This window comes from Paenibacillus diazotrophicus (assembly GCF_042610465.1).
The window spans coordinates 91,116-108,332 of the sequence record NZ_JBGJZN010000003.1 but is presented as its reverse complement, the minus strand read 5'-3'; the positions used below and the strand labels follow the sequence as shown (position 1 = coordinate 108,332).

General features: G+C 43.6%; 16 protein-coding genes. 4 read left to right on the top strand and 12 right to left on the bottom strand.

Annotation, left to right across the window (positions count from 1 at the left end; all coding sequences use genetic code 11):
• The first annotated feature begins 18 nt into the window (after nt 1-18).
• Nucleotides 19-612, top strand: a complete 594-nt coding sequence (locus ACAN54_RS14695) for a TetR/AcrR family transcriptional regulator (protein WP_379156190.1) — start codon at nt 19-21, stop codon at nt 610-612.
• Between the two features lie 361 nt (nt 613-973).
• Here ACAN54_RS14695 and ACAN54_RS14690 read toward each other — a convergent pair whose 3' ends face one another.
• From ACAN54_RS14690 to ACAN54_RS14670, 5 genes are all read right to left on the bottom strand, one after another.
• Nucleotides 974-1,600, bottom strand: coding sequence for a DUF2306 domain-containing protein (locus ACAN54_RS14690; RefSeq protein ID WP_379156187.1), 627 nt, complete (start codon nt 1,598-1,600; stop codon nt 974-976).
• Between the two features lie 121 nt (nt 1,601-1,721).
• Nucleotides 1,722-1,940 (bottom strand): DUF3291 domain-containing protein, encoded by a 219-nt coding sequence (locus tag ACAN54_RS14685; RefSeq protein WP_379156183.1) that lies wholly within the window; start codon nt 1,938-1,940, stop codon nt 1,722-1,724.
• A 182-nt stretch (nt 1,941-2,122) separates the two neighbouring features.
• Nucleotides 2,123-3,082 carry an SDR family oxidoreductase gene (locus ACAN54_RS14680; RefSeq protein ID WP_379156180.1) on the bottom strand — a complete coding sequence of 320 codons (960 nt, stop codon included), beginning with the start codon at nt 3,080-3,082 and terminating at the stop codon, nt 2,123-2,125.
• Between the two features lie 181 nt (nt 3,083-3,263).
• A complete protein-coding gene (locus ACAN54_RS14675) occupies nt 3,264-4,226 on the bottom strand; it encodes an AraC family transcriptional regulator (RefSeq protein WP_379157505.1) in 963 nt (320 codons plus the stop codon).
• A 271-nt stretch (nt 4,227-4,497) separates the two neighbouring features.
• A complete protein-coding gene (locus ACAN54_RS14670; RefSeq protein ID WP_379156177.1) occupies nt 4,498-5,337 on the bottom strand; it encodes an SDR family NAD(P)-dependent oxidoreductase in 840 nt (279 codons plus the stop codon).
• Nucleotides 5,338-5,533: 196 nt separating this feature from the next.
• Here ACAN54_RS14670 and ACAN54_RS14665 point away from each other — a divergent pair, with 196 nt between their 5' ends.
• Both ACAN54_RS14665 and ACAN54_RS14660 read left to right on the top strand, forming a co-directional pair.
• Entirely contained in the window at nt 5,534-6,436 is a 903-nt protein-coding gene (locus ACAN54_RS14665) for an AraC family transcriptional regulator (RefSeq protein ID WP_379156173.1), read from the top strand.
• 75 nt (nt 6,437-6,511) lie between these two features.
• The gene (locus tag ACAN54_RS14660; RefSeq protein WP_379156170.1) at nt 6,512-6,673 is read left to right on the top strand and encodes a hypothetical protein; all 162 of its coding nucleotides are present in this window, start codon (nt 6,512-6,514) and stop codon (nt 6,671-6,673) included.
• A 716-nt stretch (nt 6,674-7,389) separates the two neighbouring features.
• On the opposite strand, the gene ACAN54_RS14655 is transcribed toward ACAN54_RS14660, so the two are convergent.
• From ACAN54_RS14655 to ACAN54_RS14635, 5 genes are all read right to left on the bottom strand, one after another.
• Nucleotides 7,390-9,450: a serine hydrolase domain-containing protein gene (locus ACAN54_RS14655; RefSeq protein ID WP_379156168.1), complete on the bottom strand. Its 2,061-nt coding sequence runs from the start codon at nt 9,448-9,450 to the stop codon at nt 7,390-7,392.
• 124 nt (nt 9,451-9,574) lie between these two features.
• On the bottom strand, nt 9,575-10,873 hold the full coding sequence (locus tag ACAN54_RS14650) for a GHKL domain-containing protein (protein WP_379156165.1): 1,299 nt from the start codon (nt 10,871-10,873) through the stop codon (nt 9,575-9,577).
• 1 nt (nt 10,874) lies between these two features.
• The gene (locus tag ACAN54_RS14645; protein WP_379157502.1) at nt 10,875-11,615 is read right to left on the bottom strand and encodes a LytR/AlgR family response regulator transcription factor; all 741 of its coding nucleotides are present in this window, start codon (nt 11,613-11,615) and stop codon (nt 10,875-10,877) included.
• Nucleotides 11,616-11,896: 281 nt separating this feature from the next.
• The gene (locus tag ACAN54_RS14640; RefSeq protein WP_379156162.1) at nt 11,897-12,685 is read right to left on the bottom strand and encodes an ABC transporter permease; all 789 of its coding nucleotides are present in this window, start codon (nt 12,683-12,685) and stop codon (nt 11,897-11,899) included.
• Between the two features lie 15 nt (nt 12,686-12,700).
• A complete protein-coding gene (locus ACAN54_RS14635; protein ID WP_379156159.1) occupies nt 12,701-13,630 on the bottom strand; it encodes an ATP-binding cassette domain-containing protein in 930 nt (309 codons plus the stop codon).
• A gap of 144 nt (nt 13,631-13,774) precedes the next feature.
• On the opposite strand from ACAN54_RS14635, the gene ACAN54_RS14630 reads away from it, so the two are divergent.
• Nucleotides 13,775-14,236, top strand: a complete 462-nt coding sequence (locus tag ACAN54_RS14630; protein ID WP_379156156.1) for a MarR family winged helix-turn-helix transcriptional regulator — start codon at nt 13,775-13,777, stop codon at nt 14,234-14,236.
• Nucleotides 14,237-14,659: 423 nt separating this feature from the next.
• On the opposite strand, the gene ACAN54_RS14625 is transcribed toward ACAN54_RS14630, so the two are convergent.
• A complete protein-coding gene (locus tag ACAN54_RS14625; protein ID WP_076105151.1) occupies nt 14,660-15,901 on the bottom strand; it encodes a PDDEXK-like family protein in 1,242 nt (413 codons plus the stop codon).
• A gap of 94 nt (nt 15,902-15,995) precedes the next feature.
• Entirely contained in the window at nt 15,996-17,018 is a 1,023-nt protein-coding gene (locus ACAN54_RS14620) for an AlbA family DNA-binding domain-containing protein (protein WP_379156153.1), read from the bottom strand.
• Nucleotides 17,019-17,217: the final 199 nt, after the last annotated feature.

Genomic DNA, 17,217 nt, shown 5'->3' with positions numbered 1-17,217 from the left:
ATAAGGGAACGAGTCATAATGAACAAAAAAACTGATTTGCGTATCATTCGCTCCAAGCATTCGATTAAAAAGGCGTTTATAGAGCTTCTTAATGAGAAGGGATATGAAGGGATTACGATCCAAGATATTGCCGATAGGGCGATGATTAACCGGAATACATTTTACCTTCATTATCAGAACAAGCCCGATTTGTTAAATGCGTCTATGGATGAATTATTAGAAGAACTAAATAGTACACTCAATCTTTGTTCGAGCAGCAAATCTCCTGTAAGTGGCTCTATGTTTGAACAACTAATGCAAACCATATTGGAGAAAATCCTGGATAATATTCCCTTTTACAAAGCATTGTTACTTGATGAGAATAGAATTTATGGTTTTCAATCAAAAATGGAGGAAATTATAAAAAATACAGTGGAAGATGGCTTGGATGATACTCCCCTGAAGATTTCAAAGGAATTATTACTCCAATATATCGCATCTACTTTTATGGGCATTGTAATATGGTGGGTTAAAAATGATTTTTCTTATACTCCAAAGGAACTCGCTTCTCAATTCGGAAAAATTCTAACTCATGGACACTTAAAAGCCGCAGGTATTTCAATCGATGATTAAAGTGATAAATGTTTACGAACAGTAGCTGGGAAGATAGAAAAGAAAAGGAGCCCTCGAATGACTCGAATGCCGGCTCCTTTTCTGTTACTGCACTTTCAAAAAATAATATTGCACTACGTCCCCAATCGCATAGGTTTGGCCGCTAGCCATACTTCCTTCAAAGTCCACTTCCGTATCCTCCGTTTGAGCACTCCTCTCCCTTTCCTTTCGTCCAGTCGAGACGCTTTTCTTCCCATACTCACTTTTCATCGTGGAACCTGCGTCATTGGGGGCGCGGCACGAACACATTCCACCGTACGCAAAATAAAACCGCGCCATGGATGCGCGGTTTTACGGATTATTTGGGCATGGAAGTTGTGAATCATTGCCGCTGCCTCAACCTCATTCTGGAAATCACAGCTTCTATGACGAGCAGATTAGGAATCCAACAGACCCAGGCGACAACCCGAAAGGCCACCTCGAAATCGCCAAACAGAAGAGCCAGCGGTGCTAACCAGATGCGAAGCGTGACAGCTGCAAAAGTAAGCGCATAACTGCGAAGCATCCATGCTTTATGAGCTTGGATGTCTTTGGCCATAATTTTTCTCGTTGCAGTAAGCGTCGTCGCAACCCACAATACATCGAGCGACATGAACCCAAGAGTGGCAATCCAACCTCCTGTGGCAAAAAGGGATAAATACACACTCACGATCCCACTAACTGTAATTGAAAGAACATATCCATACCCCAATAGACGATGCCAACGTTTCCTAGCATTTGTTGGCTTCAAATATAGTTGAAAGGGTCCTATGATCAAGGCAAATACCGCGGTGAAAATATGAATATATAGTACATATATCCATGGTTTTAGTTCAAAATTCGGCTTTTGCAATTTGAAAGAGACAAGTCCTGCATCACTAGCTCTAAGCACGCCATACTGAACAATTGCGTATCCGGCAATCGAAAATGCGAGAATGAGAACGAGCGCCCGAATCATCTTATTTCTCATATGAATGATCCTCCTCCGTTGGTGCACCGTGAAGCTATTGCCCCTTTAAACCCTATGGCTAAAGTGTTAATACCGATCTTCTCGATTGAGGCACCAGCTAGGGTCGAAAGGGACGCAAAATTCACCACTTGTTCTGGTCAAGTTTTCTGCCATACTTTTGATGCAAACGGATCTTCGCTTCCTCCCAGCTCGGAATAGTATCGGCATCCCAGTGGACGGCCTCCACTTCATCGCCAATTCGGCGTGCGATCCGCATGGCCTTGGCGTGATTGCCGTGATTGCGGTATTCCAGCATGCGATCCTTGTTCTCCCATACCGACATCGTCCAGCTACTCTCCAACTGTCGCGTGTAAGGTCGGAATGCAGCAATCCGGCAGCCCTATTCAGTTGCTTCGTTGACCGGACGATGTGGTAAATAAAAAACGGAAGCGCCCACATGCCCTTTACTCGCACCCGTGTCACTGAAATCAACAACGAAATCGCCCCTTCCACGAAACACCCATTTTCGGTTTATTGTTAGTATTAGAAATAATACCCCTTCCGAATATCATCTAAAAGGGTAGGATGTACTGGATTCCATCCCAAACGCTCCTGAGTCAACGCACTGGACGCCGGATTATCTGTTTTCGTGAAGGGTGCAAGCCATCCGAAATGTTTACCTGCTTCTTCAACACCAATGCCTTGGACCGGCAAGTTCAGATGGAGGCCCAAAGCCGTGGCGATCTCTTGAAAAGAAATGCCCTCTTCGCTAACCGCATGAAACCGGGACCCTGCCGGAGCCTGTTCTAAGGCGAGTCTAAAAAGGTGCGCCGCATCCAGTAGATGCACGGATGGCCAGCGGTTGGTTCCGGAGCCTGTGTAGGCGGAAAAACCCTTCTTGCGAGCGATGTTCACCAGATTTGGGAACAAACCCGTCTTATCGCCTTCACCGTGTACGATCGGTGGGAGGCGTACAATCGAGGAACGTACCCCCCGATTCGCCAAGTCCAGGGTGGTATGTTCAGAAATGATGCGTAATCCACCTGGGGATTGAGGATCCCCAGCGCTATCCTCCGTTCCGAGACGGCCGGGAGTAAGCGTCATCGTAGGCATCGCGACGACAAGCGCCCGCTCACCGGTGGGTAAAGCGGTGCCAAGTGTCTCGATGGCTCGCCTGTCGGTCTCAATTGCAGCCTTCATAAATCGCATCGCCACATGACGAGGATTCCCGCCGAATAAAACCCTAAGCCGAGTTGAAGGGCCCGCATGGGAGAACTTGTGGAAGAAGGCCAAATGAATGACCCCCTCTACTGCAGCAGCCGCTTTGCGCAAGCCTGCTAAATCCTCAATCGAACCGATTTGAACCTGGGCACCCAATGCCGTAAGCCGTTTGCCGGCTTTTTCAGAACGGGCAAGACCAACCACTTGGTGACCGGCATCCAGCAGTTCGCGAACGACCGCCCCTCCGATGAAGCCTGTCGCCCCTGTAACCAATACACGCATTTTCAGAAAGCCCCTTTCCTATCGGTAGTATGTCTACTCTTAGTATAGGGGATTGGCCACTACGGTCTTTGCCTTTTCCGTCGGAGTTATTGCCTGATTCAACAGATTCCGCCGCTTAAAAAGGAAAAATCCGCTAGGCTCTATGCCCGCGGAAATTTGAAAAGCCGTTTACGTGTGCGTTTCACTTCAACTGTTGCTGGTCCTGACGCCACCTTGTGATATCTCTAGTTGGAGGGTACCCAAAAAATCGGCTGTAATCGCGGCTAAATTGGGAATCGCTTAAATAGCCTACAAGCCGGCTCGCCGTAGTTGCGTCAATGGAGCTCGATAACATTAGACGCCTCGCCTCTTGCAGGCGCAGCACCTTTTGATATTGCAAAGGGCTCATCGCAGTAGCCGATCTGAAATACTCGCGAAACGACGATTCGCTCATATGGACCAACTCCGCCAAATCCGCTACTTTCCACGGCTGGGAAAAGTTACTTTGGAGCCAATCAATCGCTTTTGCAACCTGCTGCATGCCCGATTCCGCCAGAACGGTCTCGGCAACATAAACACCGATTGGGCTGCGAAGGAGACGGATATAAATCTCGTCTTTTACCAACGGAGCCAGCATTTGAGCATCATCGGGAGAGGACAGACAATCCATCAATCTTGCAGCGGCGTTCATCATGGCCAAATCAGCTTCGATGACGTAGCACGCACTGCGATTGCGAACCTCCGGCAAACCATTAGGAAATACCATCGGCAGCAGCGAAGCAATCCTTTGCGGATCGAGGTATAAACCTATGCCCAAGAACGGTACTTGGGGGCTGGCCTGCATGATTTTCATCGCAACAGGCAAGGCAACGGGAGCAATATACATTCGCGAAGCACTATACTCATAAGCATCTTTGCCTACGGTAATTCGCTTGTTCCCTTGCGCTGCAATGCAGATTACCGGCGAGAACATGGTGTGAACATCATCCGCCGCTTCCACTTGCGAATATCGGTTCACATACAGGCCTTGGATCGGTGTGGCATAGGTCCCATCCTGCGAAGTATGCGTGTAAATCAAACTTGCCAACCGGGCTGCTTCACCATCTAGCGCTGACTTGGCCTCATCTGATACAGATACATCCTCATACTTATGGTAATTGGCCATGTTCACGAGCAACTTTTTCCCCCTCAGATGTAACGGGATGATAGGCATGTTCATGATACCACAGGCGCATCCAAAAAGCTTAAGCATTAAAGTTAAATTAGCATGGATATCTCAAGTCAGCATTTCTCGCTATCGCTTCTCAATGTGCTTACTTGTGATATGGTTCACCATGCTGTCTGTAACGGCAAGTTTTAAGGCCATCCTTCGGGGATGGCCTTTTCGTGGTTCACCTTATATTTCACAGCACATTGGCAGGATTGTGATCCCGCTCTTATTCATGGTCAGTCCGGAAGCTGATGTCCTTGTTCGCTTGCAGTTCTTCACGCAATTGATCCAGCTTCTCGGACGCTCTCCAATAAGCATCACTGCCCAGGAACAATTGAGCCGGAGGATTCGGTGATTCCGCCAGATCAATGAACACCTCTGCCGCTTTTTCAGGATCACCAAGCTGCTTGCCATCTTGCGCTACGAACTGCTTGTGTCCCGCATGAAGCTCGCTGTAATCCTCCATTTTATTGGCAGACAGAATTAGGGAATTCTCCTTATTGAACTCCGTTCTGAAGCCGCCCGGTGCTACAGCCGTCACTTTGATCCCCAGAGATTGCACATCCTGGGCAAGTACTTCCGTCATGCCCATTAGCGAGAACTTCGTTGCTGCATACACACTCCAGCCCATATGCGGAGCAAAGCCAGCGATAGACGCGATATTGATAATATGGCCTGATTGCTGCTTTCGCATATGGGGCAGTACACTTTGAATAACATGAATTGGACCAAATACATTGACTTCAAAGTTGGCCATGATTTCCTTCTCCGACAGCTCCTCGATCGCACCGCCGATGCCATAGCCTGCATTATTAACGGCTACATCTATTCGCCCAAACTGTTCATACGTTTTGTTCACGGATGCCTGAATCGATTCCGCCTGGGTCAGATCAACCGCTAATGGCAGAAATTGTCCTTCCGGCACTTCACCCACAGCTCGCTTTAAATCTTCTATATTGCGTGATGTTGCAGCGACTCTGTATCCGCAATCAATCAATCTTCTTACCAAGGACAACCCCAGTCCCTTCGAAGCACCAGTCACGTACCATACTTTATGATGTTGCATGCTTTTCCCCTCCAATGAATAATTACTATTGTATAATAGGCGATTGTCGCCCAACTGTAGCAACAACCTTATTATTATCCTGCCAAGCTAAATTCTGTTAGACAATTCTTCTCACGTTCTTGCCTATTGTTCTCACTCCACTTATCAAGCACAGTTCAAGAACTTATAATGGAACATAGTAATGGGAGGGATCCACATGCTCGATGACGCTCAAAAAACATACTATAAACAATTGGAACTTGCGCAACTCGTCGAGAAGTTCTCCGACGCTGATGGCGATCACGCTACCCTAATCCCCTCTCTGCATCTGGTTCGCGATTCCCGCTCCGAGGTTCCGATATGCAGAATTCAAAAGCCTTCGCTATGCATTGTTGCCCAAGGCGAGAAGGTTGTCATGCTCGCCAATGAGCACTACCGATACGGAATATCCGATTACCTCGCGGTGTCCCTGGATGTACCGATAACCGGCCGGGCTACGCAGCCCTCTCCTGAATCTCCCTTCTTAGCCATTCGTCTGGATTTAGAGTCCAGCCAAATCTATCAAATCATGAAGGAGACGGGATTGCTTCCCGACAACACCAATAGATATCACAGAGGGCTATTCGTAGGCAAAATGAATAATGCTCTTCTCGATGCTGTCGTCAGACTGGTAGGTCTGTTAGAGACGCCGAAGGACATTCCGGCACTGGCCCCCCTCGTCATACGTGAGATTATTTACAGACTCCTTTGCTATGATCAAGGGGAAGTTTTCAAGCAGATTGCTATGGCTGGAAGCAATTTCGCCTCCATTGCTGAGGTGGTCGAGCAGATTAAGCGGGATTACAACCAGCCGTTGCGCATCCAAGAACTTGCTGAGCTGGCAAACATGAGCTCCTCCTCATTATATCGGCACTTCAAAGAAGTCACCGCCATGACTCCGATACAGTATCAGAAGCAAATTCGACTGCAGGAAGCACGCCGTCGCCTGTTAACCAAATCTACCCATGTGGCAGATATCGCGTTCGAGGTAGGTTATGAGAGTCCTTCCCATTTCAGCCGGGAATATGCGCGCCTGTTTGGCTTCTCTCCGGTGAGTGATATCAAACGGTTCAGCCAATAAACTAAAGTTGCATACAGACTTCCTACAGTCGAGCCTTGAGGCTGCAGACGACATGATGAATTCCCTCATCGTCTCGTGGAAGGCCAGTCTACCAAGGTGATTACGCTCCAGCAGAATGACTTTCTCATAATACGTCTGAATGAGCTAAAGACGCGGCATGATGCTCATAGTAAGCGTAAGTCGGAAGCCAAACAGCTTGTCCAGAACACTGCCGACCCAATTCGCTTGTCCAAGTGAGGCAAGCGCTCGCCCAGTTCCACAAGATGTTCGCTGCCTCACCCGTTGAAATAAAAAAAATCTGCTCCAAACGCTCGTGAAGCAGATCTACGTCAAAATTTAGGATTAGCCCCTTCTAGCCAAACGGTGGCAGGTGCTGGCTGTTTCTCGGCAAAAGGTTCGCTGCTGCTTCCACCCTTACGTTCTGAGACGTCTTTCTACGACATTTTTTGGGCAGGTCAGACTGCAAAACTTGCCGTTACTTACGGTACGGTTCACCGTATCCTCTAACGGCGAAAAAAAAGGTTCCGAATTGGAACCCTTTTTTCCCTATCGACAAGCAATTAAATTATTCATCAATTACTAAATCTGATTTTAAAATTTATTTGTTAATATATTTTCAATTGGTGTATATAAGTTCGTTGCGGGTGTAGAAAGTGATACCATTAAAGAATATCTTATTTCTCTGTCCCATCGATTTAAACATGGCCATTTCGCCCACCATCCACTTATTGGGCATACACCAATTATATTACTTGTCGCAAGTTCTGAAGCAGTAGTTTCCCAGATATCACTATGAATGGATCCTTTATTTCGAGCATTTGGTCCTATTGTCCAATTGATACTACTTGACTGAAGTTTTCCTCTCCCCGACAAAGAAAGTGACGTTTCCAGGAAACGAGAGAGAGATGCCTCACCTCCCCCCTTACAGGTTCATATTCTAGTGCGCAATAAATTCACTTCTCACTCATTTTAATCTTAAATACATCCCCTGCCTTGCCTCCAAGAACGATTAACCCGCCTTCTGGCAAGAATATGGAGCGCTCATCACTTACAGCAGAGAAATGTACAACCTTGCCTTGTGCATCATACACAGCAAATCCTCCGCTAACTGGGACATCAACCGTCATCCTTTTATTCGCGGATTGTTCACCAATCTTGAACCAAACGGCATGACCATTAGAGGGAATCGTAACCTTGGATGATTTGCCTGCATAGATCGGTTTAACAGCCTCTTCACTAATATAAGAGAAGCCTTCGACTTTCAAATACTCCACATTGTTCACCTTGTAGAAATTCAGGTCGAACGCATCTCGACCGCTCATTACTGGAATTTCAGCGGCATTCAGCGCCTGGGTCGCATCTACAATACGAGCACCCGAGACATAGCCTTGATCCACCGTGATATTTTTCGTAAGAATCGAAGGTTCCATATACATGATTGATGTGATTTTCTCGTTCACCGCGTAATAATTTTTACCGTTTCTCTTCTCCCATGCCTTCTGTGTTGTTTGGTCTAAGGGATTGGAATTCAGCTTCTGATATTCATAGGTTACCATAACCATCTGGCCGATTCCCGGGATTGTTAAATATGCTTTGAGCTTCAAGTAAGTTTTGCCATTCTTCTGCTCGTCAAAGCTTACGGCTGCACTGCCATCCATGCTAGTAAATTGTCCATCACCTGTATACACATATTTCTGCGGAGGAATCAACCCTGCTAATGCAGGCAGTTCCAATTCTCCATCCTTGATCTCTATATTCGCTGTAGATCCCACAGCCCCATATCGTCCCGAGTAAGCTTGTAGTTGAGCGGGCATCTCCACTTTTACGGCAGGCTTGAAGGTCTTATCTGGTTGGATCTCTTTAATCTTCCCGGTGTCCTCCAAATATTCCAACAACACTTTCGATGCAAAAATCGTATTATAGATCGAGCTTCCGCCGGAAGTGAGTACTGCAATGCTAATGTCATATTCGGGGATCGTCGTTAAAGCGGCGTGGTACATCGTCGTATCTCCGCCCTTGTTTAGTGCCGTGATCCCATAATCACTGAATGGGGCCAAGCTTACTGCATCCCAGCCTAGACCGTAGTTAAACGCGTTCGTCTCCTCAGGCACCCACAGTCCTCTCCTGTATTCAGGATTCTGCATAGCCTTGGCTGATTGCTCCGATAGAATATCTGTCCGGTTGCCAATTAACACTTCTCCAAATGCCGTCAACTCCTCCGCAGTGGAGAAGATTCCTCCCGCTCCTAGGACGTTCGCATATTCCACGGGTAGAGCCTTTTCTATAGTTGGAAAATAGGTTTTGGCCAGCTGTTCTCTATCAAACTCGTCTAATGGGGTTTTCGTAGAGCTTAAATGTAATGGGCTGCTAATATATTGATCCAGAAATTCAGAATAGCTTAAACCGCTCACTCGTTCTACTAAGAGCTCCAGCAGTTGGAATCCATCATTACAATAGACGGAGTACTCACCTGGATCTGATTTCAATCGTTCAGATTGTAATCGTGACAGCAGCTCATCATGATTCTCCGTGTCGGTGTCGTCGAATAGCATACTGTTCCCGTAATGTGTGCCGAACAGACCTGAGGAGTGATTCATCAACATACGAGGTGTAATGTCCTTATAGCGTTCATCCGCCATCTTAAACTCTGGAATATAAGTAGTCAGCGGTTTATCGATATCAACCTTCTTGGCATCTGCTAGAATCATGGTTGCTGCAGATACATACATTTTGCTCACCGAGCCGATCCCAAACATGGTGTCTTCAGTAATCTGCTCTCTATTTGCTTTGTCAGACACCCCGGCACTATCGGATAGTACAATGGAGCCTTGATCCCGAATCGCATACTGTATCCCACTCACTCCATAAGAGGACACGATCTCCTCCGCCAACCGCTGCGCTTTGTCCTTGGCCGTTCCCTTCTCACTCTCGGCCGAGACTTGGGTCACCGGCACAACGAACATCGCAGCCGCGAGCACCGACATCATCATTTTCTTCAACATCAACTTCTTCATCATCATTCATTCCTCCTCAAATTCACCCATGGAATCTTTTACTAAATTCATCATACAAGGAAAAGACCTCTGCCTTTGGAAAAAACCCTGAAACGAAAAAAACAATCCCTAAACAACAAGTTGTCTAAGGATTGTTCGTGTGGAAAGGTAGCACCACCATATTGTTAAACACCTTATGCTCTGCCTCAATCGTCATGTTCCCACCATACTTCTCGCATATTCTTGCGATGTTGGTTAAGCCGATACCATGATACTCGGGGCTTGATTTCTGGCTGCGCAGCTGAACGACCTCATTCTCCATATGATTGACGATTTGAATGAAGATCGCGTTCTCATTGGAATGGATCTTAATACGAACGTACCGGTCCTCCGCCAGTTTGATCTTCTTAGAGGCTTCGATGGCATTGTCCAGCATATTCCCCAGAACGACGCACAAGTCATAACGGTCAATGTGGACATCCTGGGAGTACAACTGCAGCTTCATATCTATTCGAATTCCATTGGCTTGCCCAATATTAAGAGTATTCGTTACCAGAGCATCAATCGCGAGATTCCCCGTATTTACTCGTTGATAAGCCTCTTCTACTTTATTCTGTGTTACCTTGATATGCTCTAGTGCCGCTGCTGAATCATTACGTTTAATACACTCTTCAATATATAGAAACTGTTGGTTCGTATCATGAATGATTCTTTTAATCGATTTGAAGCTATGGACCGTCTTCTCGTAGTTCGCATCCTGATAATCCATCTGATCTTGCAGCTGAGCTTTCTCATGCAGCAATTGAAATTTATCCACGATATTATCGAAGAGATAGATGACCATCACATTCAAGAGAAGGAATCCAATAATCGCGATGAAATAGTAAATATTCTTCTCACTATAAGTAGTGAGTACATGAACCTGATACATGCTGATCAGAGGGACGAATAAGAATAAAAGATAATAACGATAATGCACAGAGAAGCTTCTGCGTTTCGCAATGAGTCTAATAATCTGAATGACAGCGAACATGATCATGCAGCTAAGCAAAATCGTCTTCGTAAAGATCAAACGGCCATTCTCGTTACTAGAATCAAGGGTGGTGAAGTCTATAGAATCTAATGAGGCGAAAATATATAACGAAATCATATTAGTCATCGTCACCAGAACTCCGTACAGAACTGTAAAAATCACCTTGTTTTTGATTTCTACCTTGTAAGAATGCGCAATAGTAAAAATCATAAGTAAAGCGACTAGCGAGGATAAGTAAGCGGACATCTGCACGACTAAATAGAGGTAATTAAGAATGCTATAAATGATAAAGTAACCGATTCTATTCGGCTTTCTAGTGGACTTATCAAATACGGAGTTAAAGAAGAAGTTGATCTGGAAGCACATCACTAGTATCACACAAATGATAATTGGTAAATGATATTGAATCATATTAGTTAACCTTCATAATCATATATTTGGTGTAGAAATCTTTAACCTCTTTAACCTTCGAACGACCAATCGGCAGCTCCATTCCATTAGACATGAGAACAACCCCGCTGGCGAACTTCTTCACATGCAGCAGGTTGATGAGGATCGAGCGATGGATTTGCAAGAAGTTGCTGTCTCTTAATGCAGTTGCATAATCCGTGATAATGCCTTTGCTCTCGTAGGTTTGACTGGTGGTAATAATGTTGAGTTTGCTTTTGATCGTTAAGCTTTTCGCAGCCTCAATCCCAATGATGTCATCATATCTTAAGACGACCTCTTCGTAACCTGACTTAATGACCATAAATTTCTTGTCTTGCGCTTGGAAGTATTGGTACAGTTTGATGATCTTCTCCTCTAGAATCTCAGGCGCAATAGGTTTAATCAGATATTGGAAGGTGATCACATCGAAGCTCTCTATCATGTATTCAGGATAACTCGTTAGAAACACGATTTGCTCGTCGAGGTGATTCAAGCTCCTGAGCTTTCGGGCGGTCTGAATCCCACTCATCCCCCCCATCTCTACATCCAGAATAAGAATATGGAAGGGAGCTTCATTACGCTCATAGTGGGACAGTAATTGCTCTCCTGAGCCGAACAGCTCGATTTCGAACTCTACATTTGTTTTGATAGATAAGGCAATGAGTATACTCTTAACCAGCTCTCTTTGAATCTCCTCATCATCGCATATCGCCACCCTATACATCCATGACACCTCGCTTTACAGCATTTCTCCTAGCCTTATTTTCCATCAGTATACAACAATTATTGAAGAGGAGATGAACACTTTTGGATTGAAATGCAGATTCTGATCCTTGAAATGCAGATGGCGCACCGCGGTATGGCGTAAATGAGGTCACCTACCAGGAGCTGCCGTTGTATTTCCGCTCTCCGAGCTATAGGTAATGAAAGTTTTAGGGCCATCCTTAGCCCCCCTCATCTATGAAGAAAGGACAGGGCGGTCGCCCCTGTCCTTTTTTACTTTAACTAAATTTTTCTGTTATATATTTGAACTGTAATTGGAGCGACAATCATAACAAGGAGTATGCCGATAAAGATGGTCATTGATGCGTTTGAAGTGAACTCTCCATGATTGGCTAAATCTTTAAAAGCCGTGACCAAATAAGTAATAGGATTATGTTCAGCTACGCTCCGCAAAAAATGGGGCAACGTATCAATAGGCACGAAGGCGTTGGATAGGAACGACATCATCATGGTGACCATTGTCGAAATACTAGAGATCGTTGCTGCGGATTTGGATAGCAAACCAATCAATGCAAACACCCAACTGATTGCGCATGCACCGAATATGGCCAAAAGCGAAGCGCCGATCAACCACCCAAACCCGGCTTCCGGACGCCATCCAAGAATAAAGCCCGTACCGATCGAGAAAAAAGCCGCCGCGACATATCGTAAAATATCTGATGCCACTAAACCAGCCAGTGGAGCAATCCGGACAATGGGTAATGACTTAAACCGATCAAAAACGCCAGTATCCAAATCTTCTCGTAATTGCGTACCCGTTGCCGCTGACGACATGACCAGTGTTTGAATTAGAATTCCCGGCACGATGATTGGCAAGTATCCTTGTACACCTCCAGCAATCGCACCTCCGAACAGATAAGAAAAAACGATCATGAAGAAAATAGGGATTACGGTTACATCGATCAATTTATCGGGATTATGTTTGATTTTCAGGATATTTCTTTTTGCCATTACAACAATATCATACAGAGCGCTCTTTAAGTTGTTTTGTTTGCTTATCATGGATTCCATGTTTATCACCCCTAATTATTTTGTTAGTTCCAAAAACACCTCATCAAGCGTTGGTTTTCTAACCGAAAACTCCTTGATTTCTATATTTTGCTGAGTTAAATCTAATAGTAATCTCGTCATCACTTTCGTGTCTGCCAGCTTAACGGTCAATTTGGTTCCTTCGGGTGAAATCATGGCCTCCTGAGCGATTTCCGCCTTGATTAATCCTTTGGCTCTTTCGGCATCCCTCATATGCTCCAGAATAATTTCAAAATGGGTATCGCTTAACAAAGACTTCAATTCATTCGGCGTTCCCTGAGAAATGATTCTTCCATGATTAATTATCGCTAGTCGATCTGCTAATTGATCCGCTTCCTCCAAATACTGAGTTGTCAGCAAGATCGTTGCCCCGTCGCTTGCCAAGTTGCGGATCACTTCCCACATCTCTCCTCGTGTGCGTGGGTCTAAGCCCGTTGTCGGTTCATCAAGAAAAATGAGTGGGGGCTTCACGATTAAACTCACCGATAAATCCAACCGTCTACGCATCCCGCCCGAAAATTCACGAATCGGTCGATCCTTTGCCTCGGTTAATGAAAACTGGTTGAGAAGTTCAAGAGCCCTCGCTTTGGATTGACTCGCTGATAAGCCATTCAATTGCCCGAAGAGCTTCAAGTTTTCCATCGCGGTCAATTCCTCATCAACGGTTGCATATTGGCCCGTCAAGCCAATCAAGCTTCGAACCTTTCGAGCGTCTTTGGTGACGTCTTTGCCAAAAATCATGGCTTTGCCTTTTGACACTTTAGTAATCGTTGCAAGCATTCGTAAGAAAGTTGTCTTTCCTGCACCATTTGGACCGAGAATACCAAAGATCTCTCCTTTCTTAATATCCAAAGAAATACCATCGACTGCTCGCTTGTTAGGAAATTCTTTAACGAGCTCTTTAGTTGAAACGGCTAGCTCTGTCATTCTGTTTTCTCCTTTGCACATTTAATAAGGGTACCTTACTAATAAAATAAGGTACCCTTATTAAAATGTCAACAACATATTTTGAATTACTTCGGTGACCTGATAAAATAGAGGGGTACGGAGAACAAATAAGGGGAAATTATTGTGGATGAAAAACAATTAAACGTCGATATAACCACTAACTTCATGAAATATAATGATTTACTTACGGCGTTCTTAAAAGAAAACATACTTAAAGGCAGCAGCGTGTTTACCTCTCTAAATCGAGGTCAAGGGAAAATATTGAGTATCCTTCATCAGACACCAAGTATTTCCCAAAAGGAACTAGTCAATCAATTGGATATGCGCCCGCAATCTGCTTCTGAAATGATTAAAAAGCTAGAAAAAAAGGGATTCATCGAGCGGTATAAATCTGAAGAGGACCAACGCGTGATGATGATTACGCTAACTAAAGCCGGCAAAGTAGTTTTAAATCAAGCTGGAGAATTTCAGCCTGTATTTTTAAATGTTCTAACGATGGATGAAAAACAACAATTTAATCGAATACTCGAAAAACTTGTATCCGAAATTGAACCCGAAGTCGCCAAATCTCGAAACAAGCAATAGGGGCGTCATCTATAGATGCCGAAGGGGGAGTTACCAGCTGCACGTCTGAATTTCCGGAGAAAGTAGGTTGCGAAAATCAAAGGGAGCCGTCCCTAAATCGATGATTTGGGGACGGCTCCCTTTACTGTTCACCTCACTTTTCGCTTGCTATTAATTTTTTTGGGACAATCTAACGTGTTGCAGCGAGTAAATTTCGCCCTACTTATGATACGGTTCACCTTACACGTTATAACGGCTAAATTTCGTCTTCGTAGAAGTTCACCCCATACACTCCATCTGTCACTTCTATGTGTAGTGTCAGTTGTATGGTAGTGAGATCTGCATTCGATGGTCTAACACTATCAGAAAGTTCAGAACACAAAAACCCCAGCTCAGTTAGCAGGGGAGTATTGTAGTTTGATTTTTTTGCTCTCTTTGTGGATTTTAGATTTTATCGTTCACTTGGCCTAGGTGAAATCCCTTTAGAATGCCCTCCAGTACATTGTTAACTTCGATAAACTGAAATTGATTCATCAGGGAATTCATTCGCTCAAATACATGATCAGCGTCGGACCAATCATCTATTTCGATATTTTTAGATCTTAATCTTGTAAACTTCACGTTCATATTCGTCAGCGCATTTGCCTTAATTCTAAATAAATTCCCAATATCATTTTGAACTATATGATTCATTAAATCTACTCTCAACTGGCCATCTTTTATCGGTCCAACTTCCAGGATCAGCAAGAGTCTTTTTTCTTCTGCAGCAAAGAAATATGAAAAAGGATACGGCGATTTCCATGAACCAACTATTTGTGGCATATTAACTTTTAATGAAGTGGGAATAAACCAAAACTCCTTATCACTCAAGTGAAAATCCGGATGATTAGAATGGTCTGTAATGGCTATGTTTATTTTGAGCATATCTGTTGCTTGGTTCAGCGTTGAGGTGGACACCACTCCATATTTAATAATTGCATCAATGGCTTCTCTATGATGTTTGTATAATTCTCGACATAGGCTAATTAACTGCTCATCCTGCATAGTTAACACCTCCAGCGTCTTAGTATAATAGGAGATAAAATCGAATATTTTCTCGTTCATCTTATCTTGATTCAATTCAAGAATGGCTCTTAGAATGGCTAATATATCTGTGTGGCTGAAGCTGTAGTATTCTGAATGGGGAGCTTCCTCACCACTCAATGTCAAGAACACTGGTATGACGTGTTGTATTGAAGGATATGACTCTCTGATGATGTTAAGATACTTTTGTAATTGATGATCTGCTAGCCCAGCATAGACCTTATTCTCAATGAAAAGAACCAGGTTATTCTTCTTGGAGATAACAACAATGTCTATGTTTCTCCATTCACGAAGAACATCAGCATCGTGAAAGCTTCCTAAAAGAACGTCAGTTATTTGCAAACCGTGATTTTTAATGATTACATCTCCACAGAGTATTTCTGCGAATATTTTTTTTAAGACCATATCTCCTAAATAATGATTTTCTTTAGGGTTAAGAAGCCACGCTAATATATTGGAATGTCTTATCTCGAACTGGTCCGCTTTCATCACTTTGATTGGGTTGAATTCATTAAGCGTAGAATCAAGTCGATCAAGAAGTTGATTATTTGCGACAAATCTTGTTATTTTCTGATATAATTCCTGAGGATTTTTATCAATCATAACCTAATCCTTCTTTCTCAATAGCAACTAATTTTATCTTTAGGAGCTCAACGAATTCACTGTGAGATTTAATAGAACTCAAATGTGGGAAGAACTAGTCATCGTTATCATCATTTATTATGTTGCTAGACCTCAGCGCTTCTATGACTTTAACAAATGGTATCTGGATAGTCTCTTTGAAACTAATGAAGTTCTCTGCGTATATCTCATAACTGATTTCGATATTCCCCCAATTGTTTTGATTTTTAATTAAATCTAAAATCCCAATTGGATATATATGAAAATGATAAATAGCAACTTCTAAAAGCGAATTCTGATGTATTACCTCATCTTTTGTACCTGCGAAAAGCACTCCATTCTTCAAAAGTTCATTGGTCTGTTTAACTTTTTTTATATTCCAGTTATAATTTCCATCCACTCCATAATCACTTAAGATAAAGCGTTTATCCATATCAATTAAAATGGAAGGGAATTTGGCTAGATATCTCCCAGTGTTTTTAATACCCATTACAAGTTCTAAGAACAGTCCATTATTTCCAGTTGTTCCACCGGATTGAAAATTATAATATAGTTCAACGTTTGGCTTTTGTCTTCGACCAAAGGCATCCGCCAGCATATAATGCTCCATAATAACGAAACTATCGCCAGCCCGAACATAGTATTTGTTTTCTTTGCACATTGCTCGATGAGGAGGAAGTTGACTTTCGGGGACATAAGTTACAATAAATCCGGTGTCATCTTCATCTGGCTTCATTATAAGGATATTCTGCACTCCTGGGTTAACCGGCACTAGAGCATCACTAATTAAGCTATTTAAATCAGTGAGAAATCTTTTCAATGAGGAGATTGGCTTTATATCATCCGCAGCGTCTGGTTCATTTCCTACTCTTTTGGTACTTATACCCCAAACTATTACTCCACCAGACGAATTGGAGTATCCTGAAAGTGCCTTAGCGAAATTCTTTCTATCATCATCGGAAAGCCCTACTCTTGAGGCCTCCTTTTTTTCTTTAAAGTCAAGAAATAGATGTTCTTCTTGCTTAGTCTCGATCATCTTGTTAATAAGGTCGTAACCTTCTTTTTCTAGTCTTCTAAAAAGAAACTCGGAGTTTTCCATCATACTTCCCCCTCTAGGCAGTTTACTGTTTGGTGCATATGTATTCATTTCCCATTATGATTCATTAAGCAGCAAGAAGAAAGATAATATAAATTAAATGATTACGATATTGCATCTTGTATTCCATAGATCAGTTTCCTGACTGAGAACCAATCCAACTACCTCACAACTCTCCATTGAAATGTCCATTATCCCACAT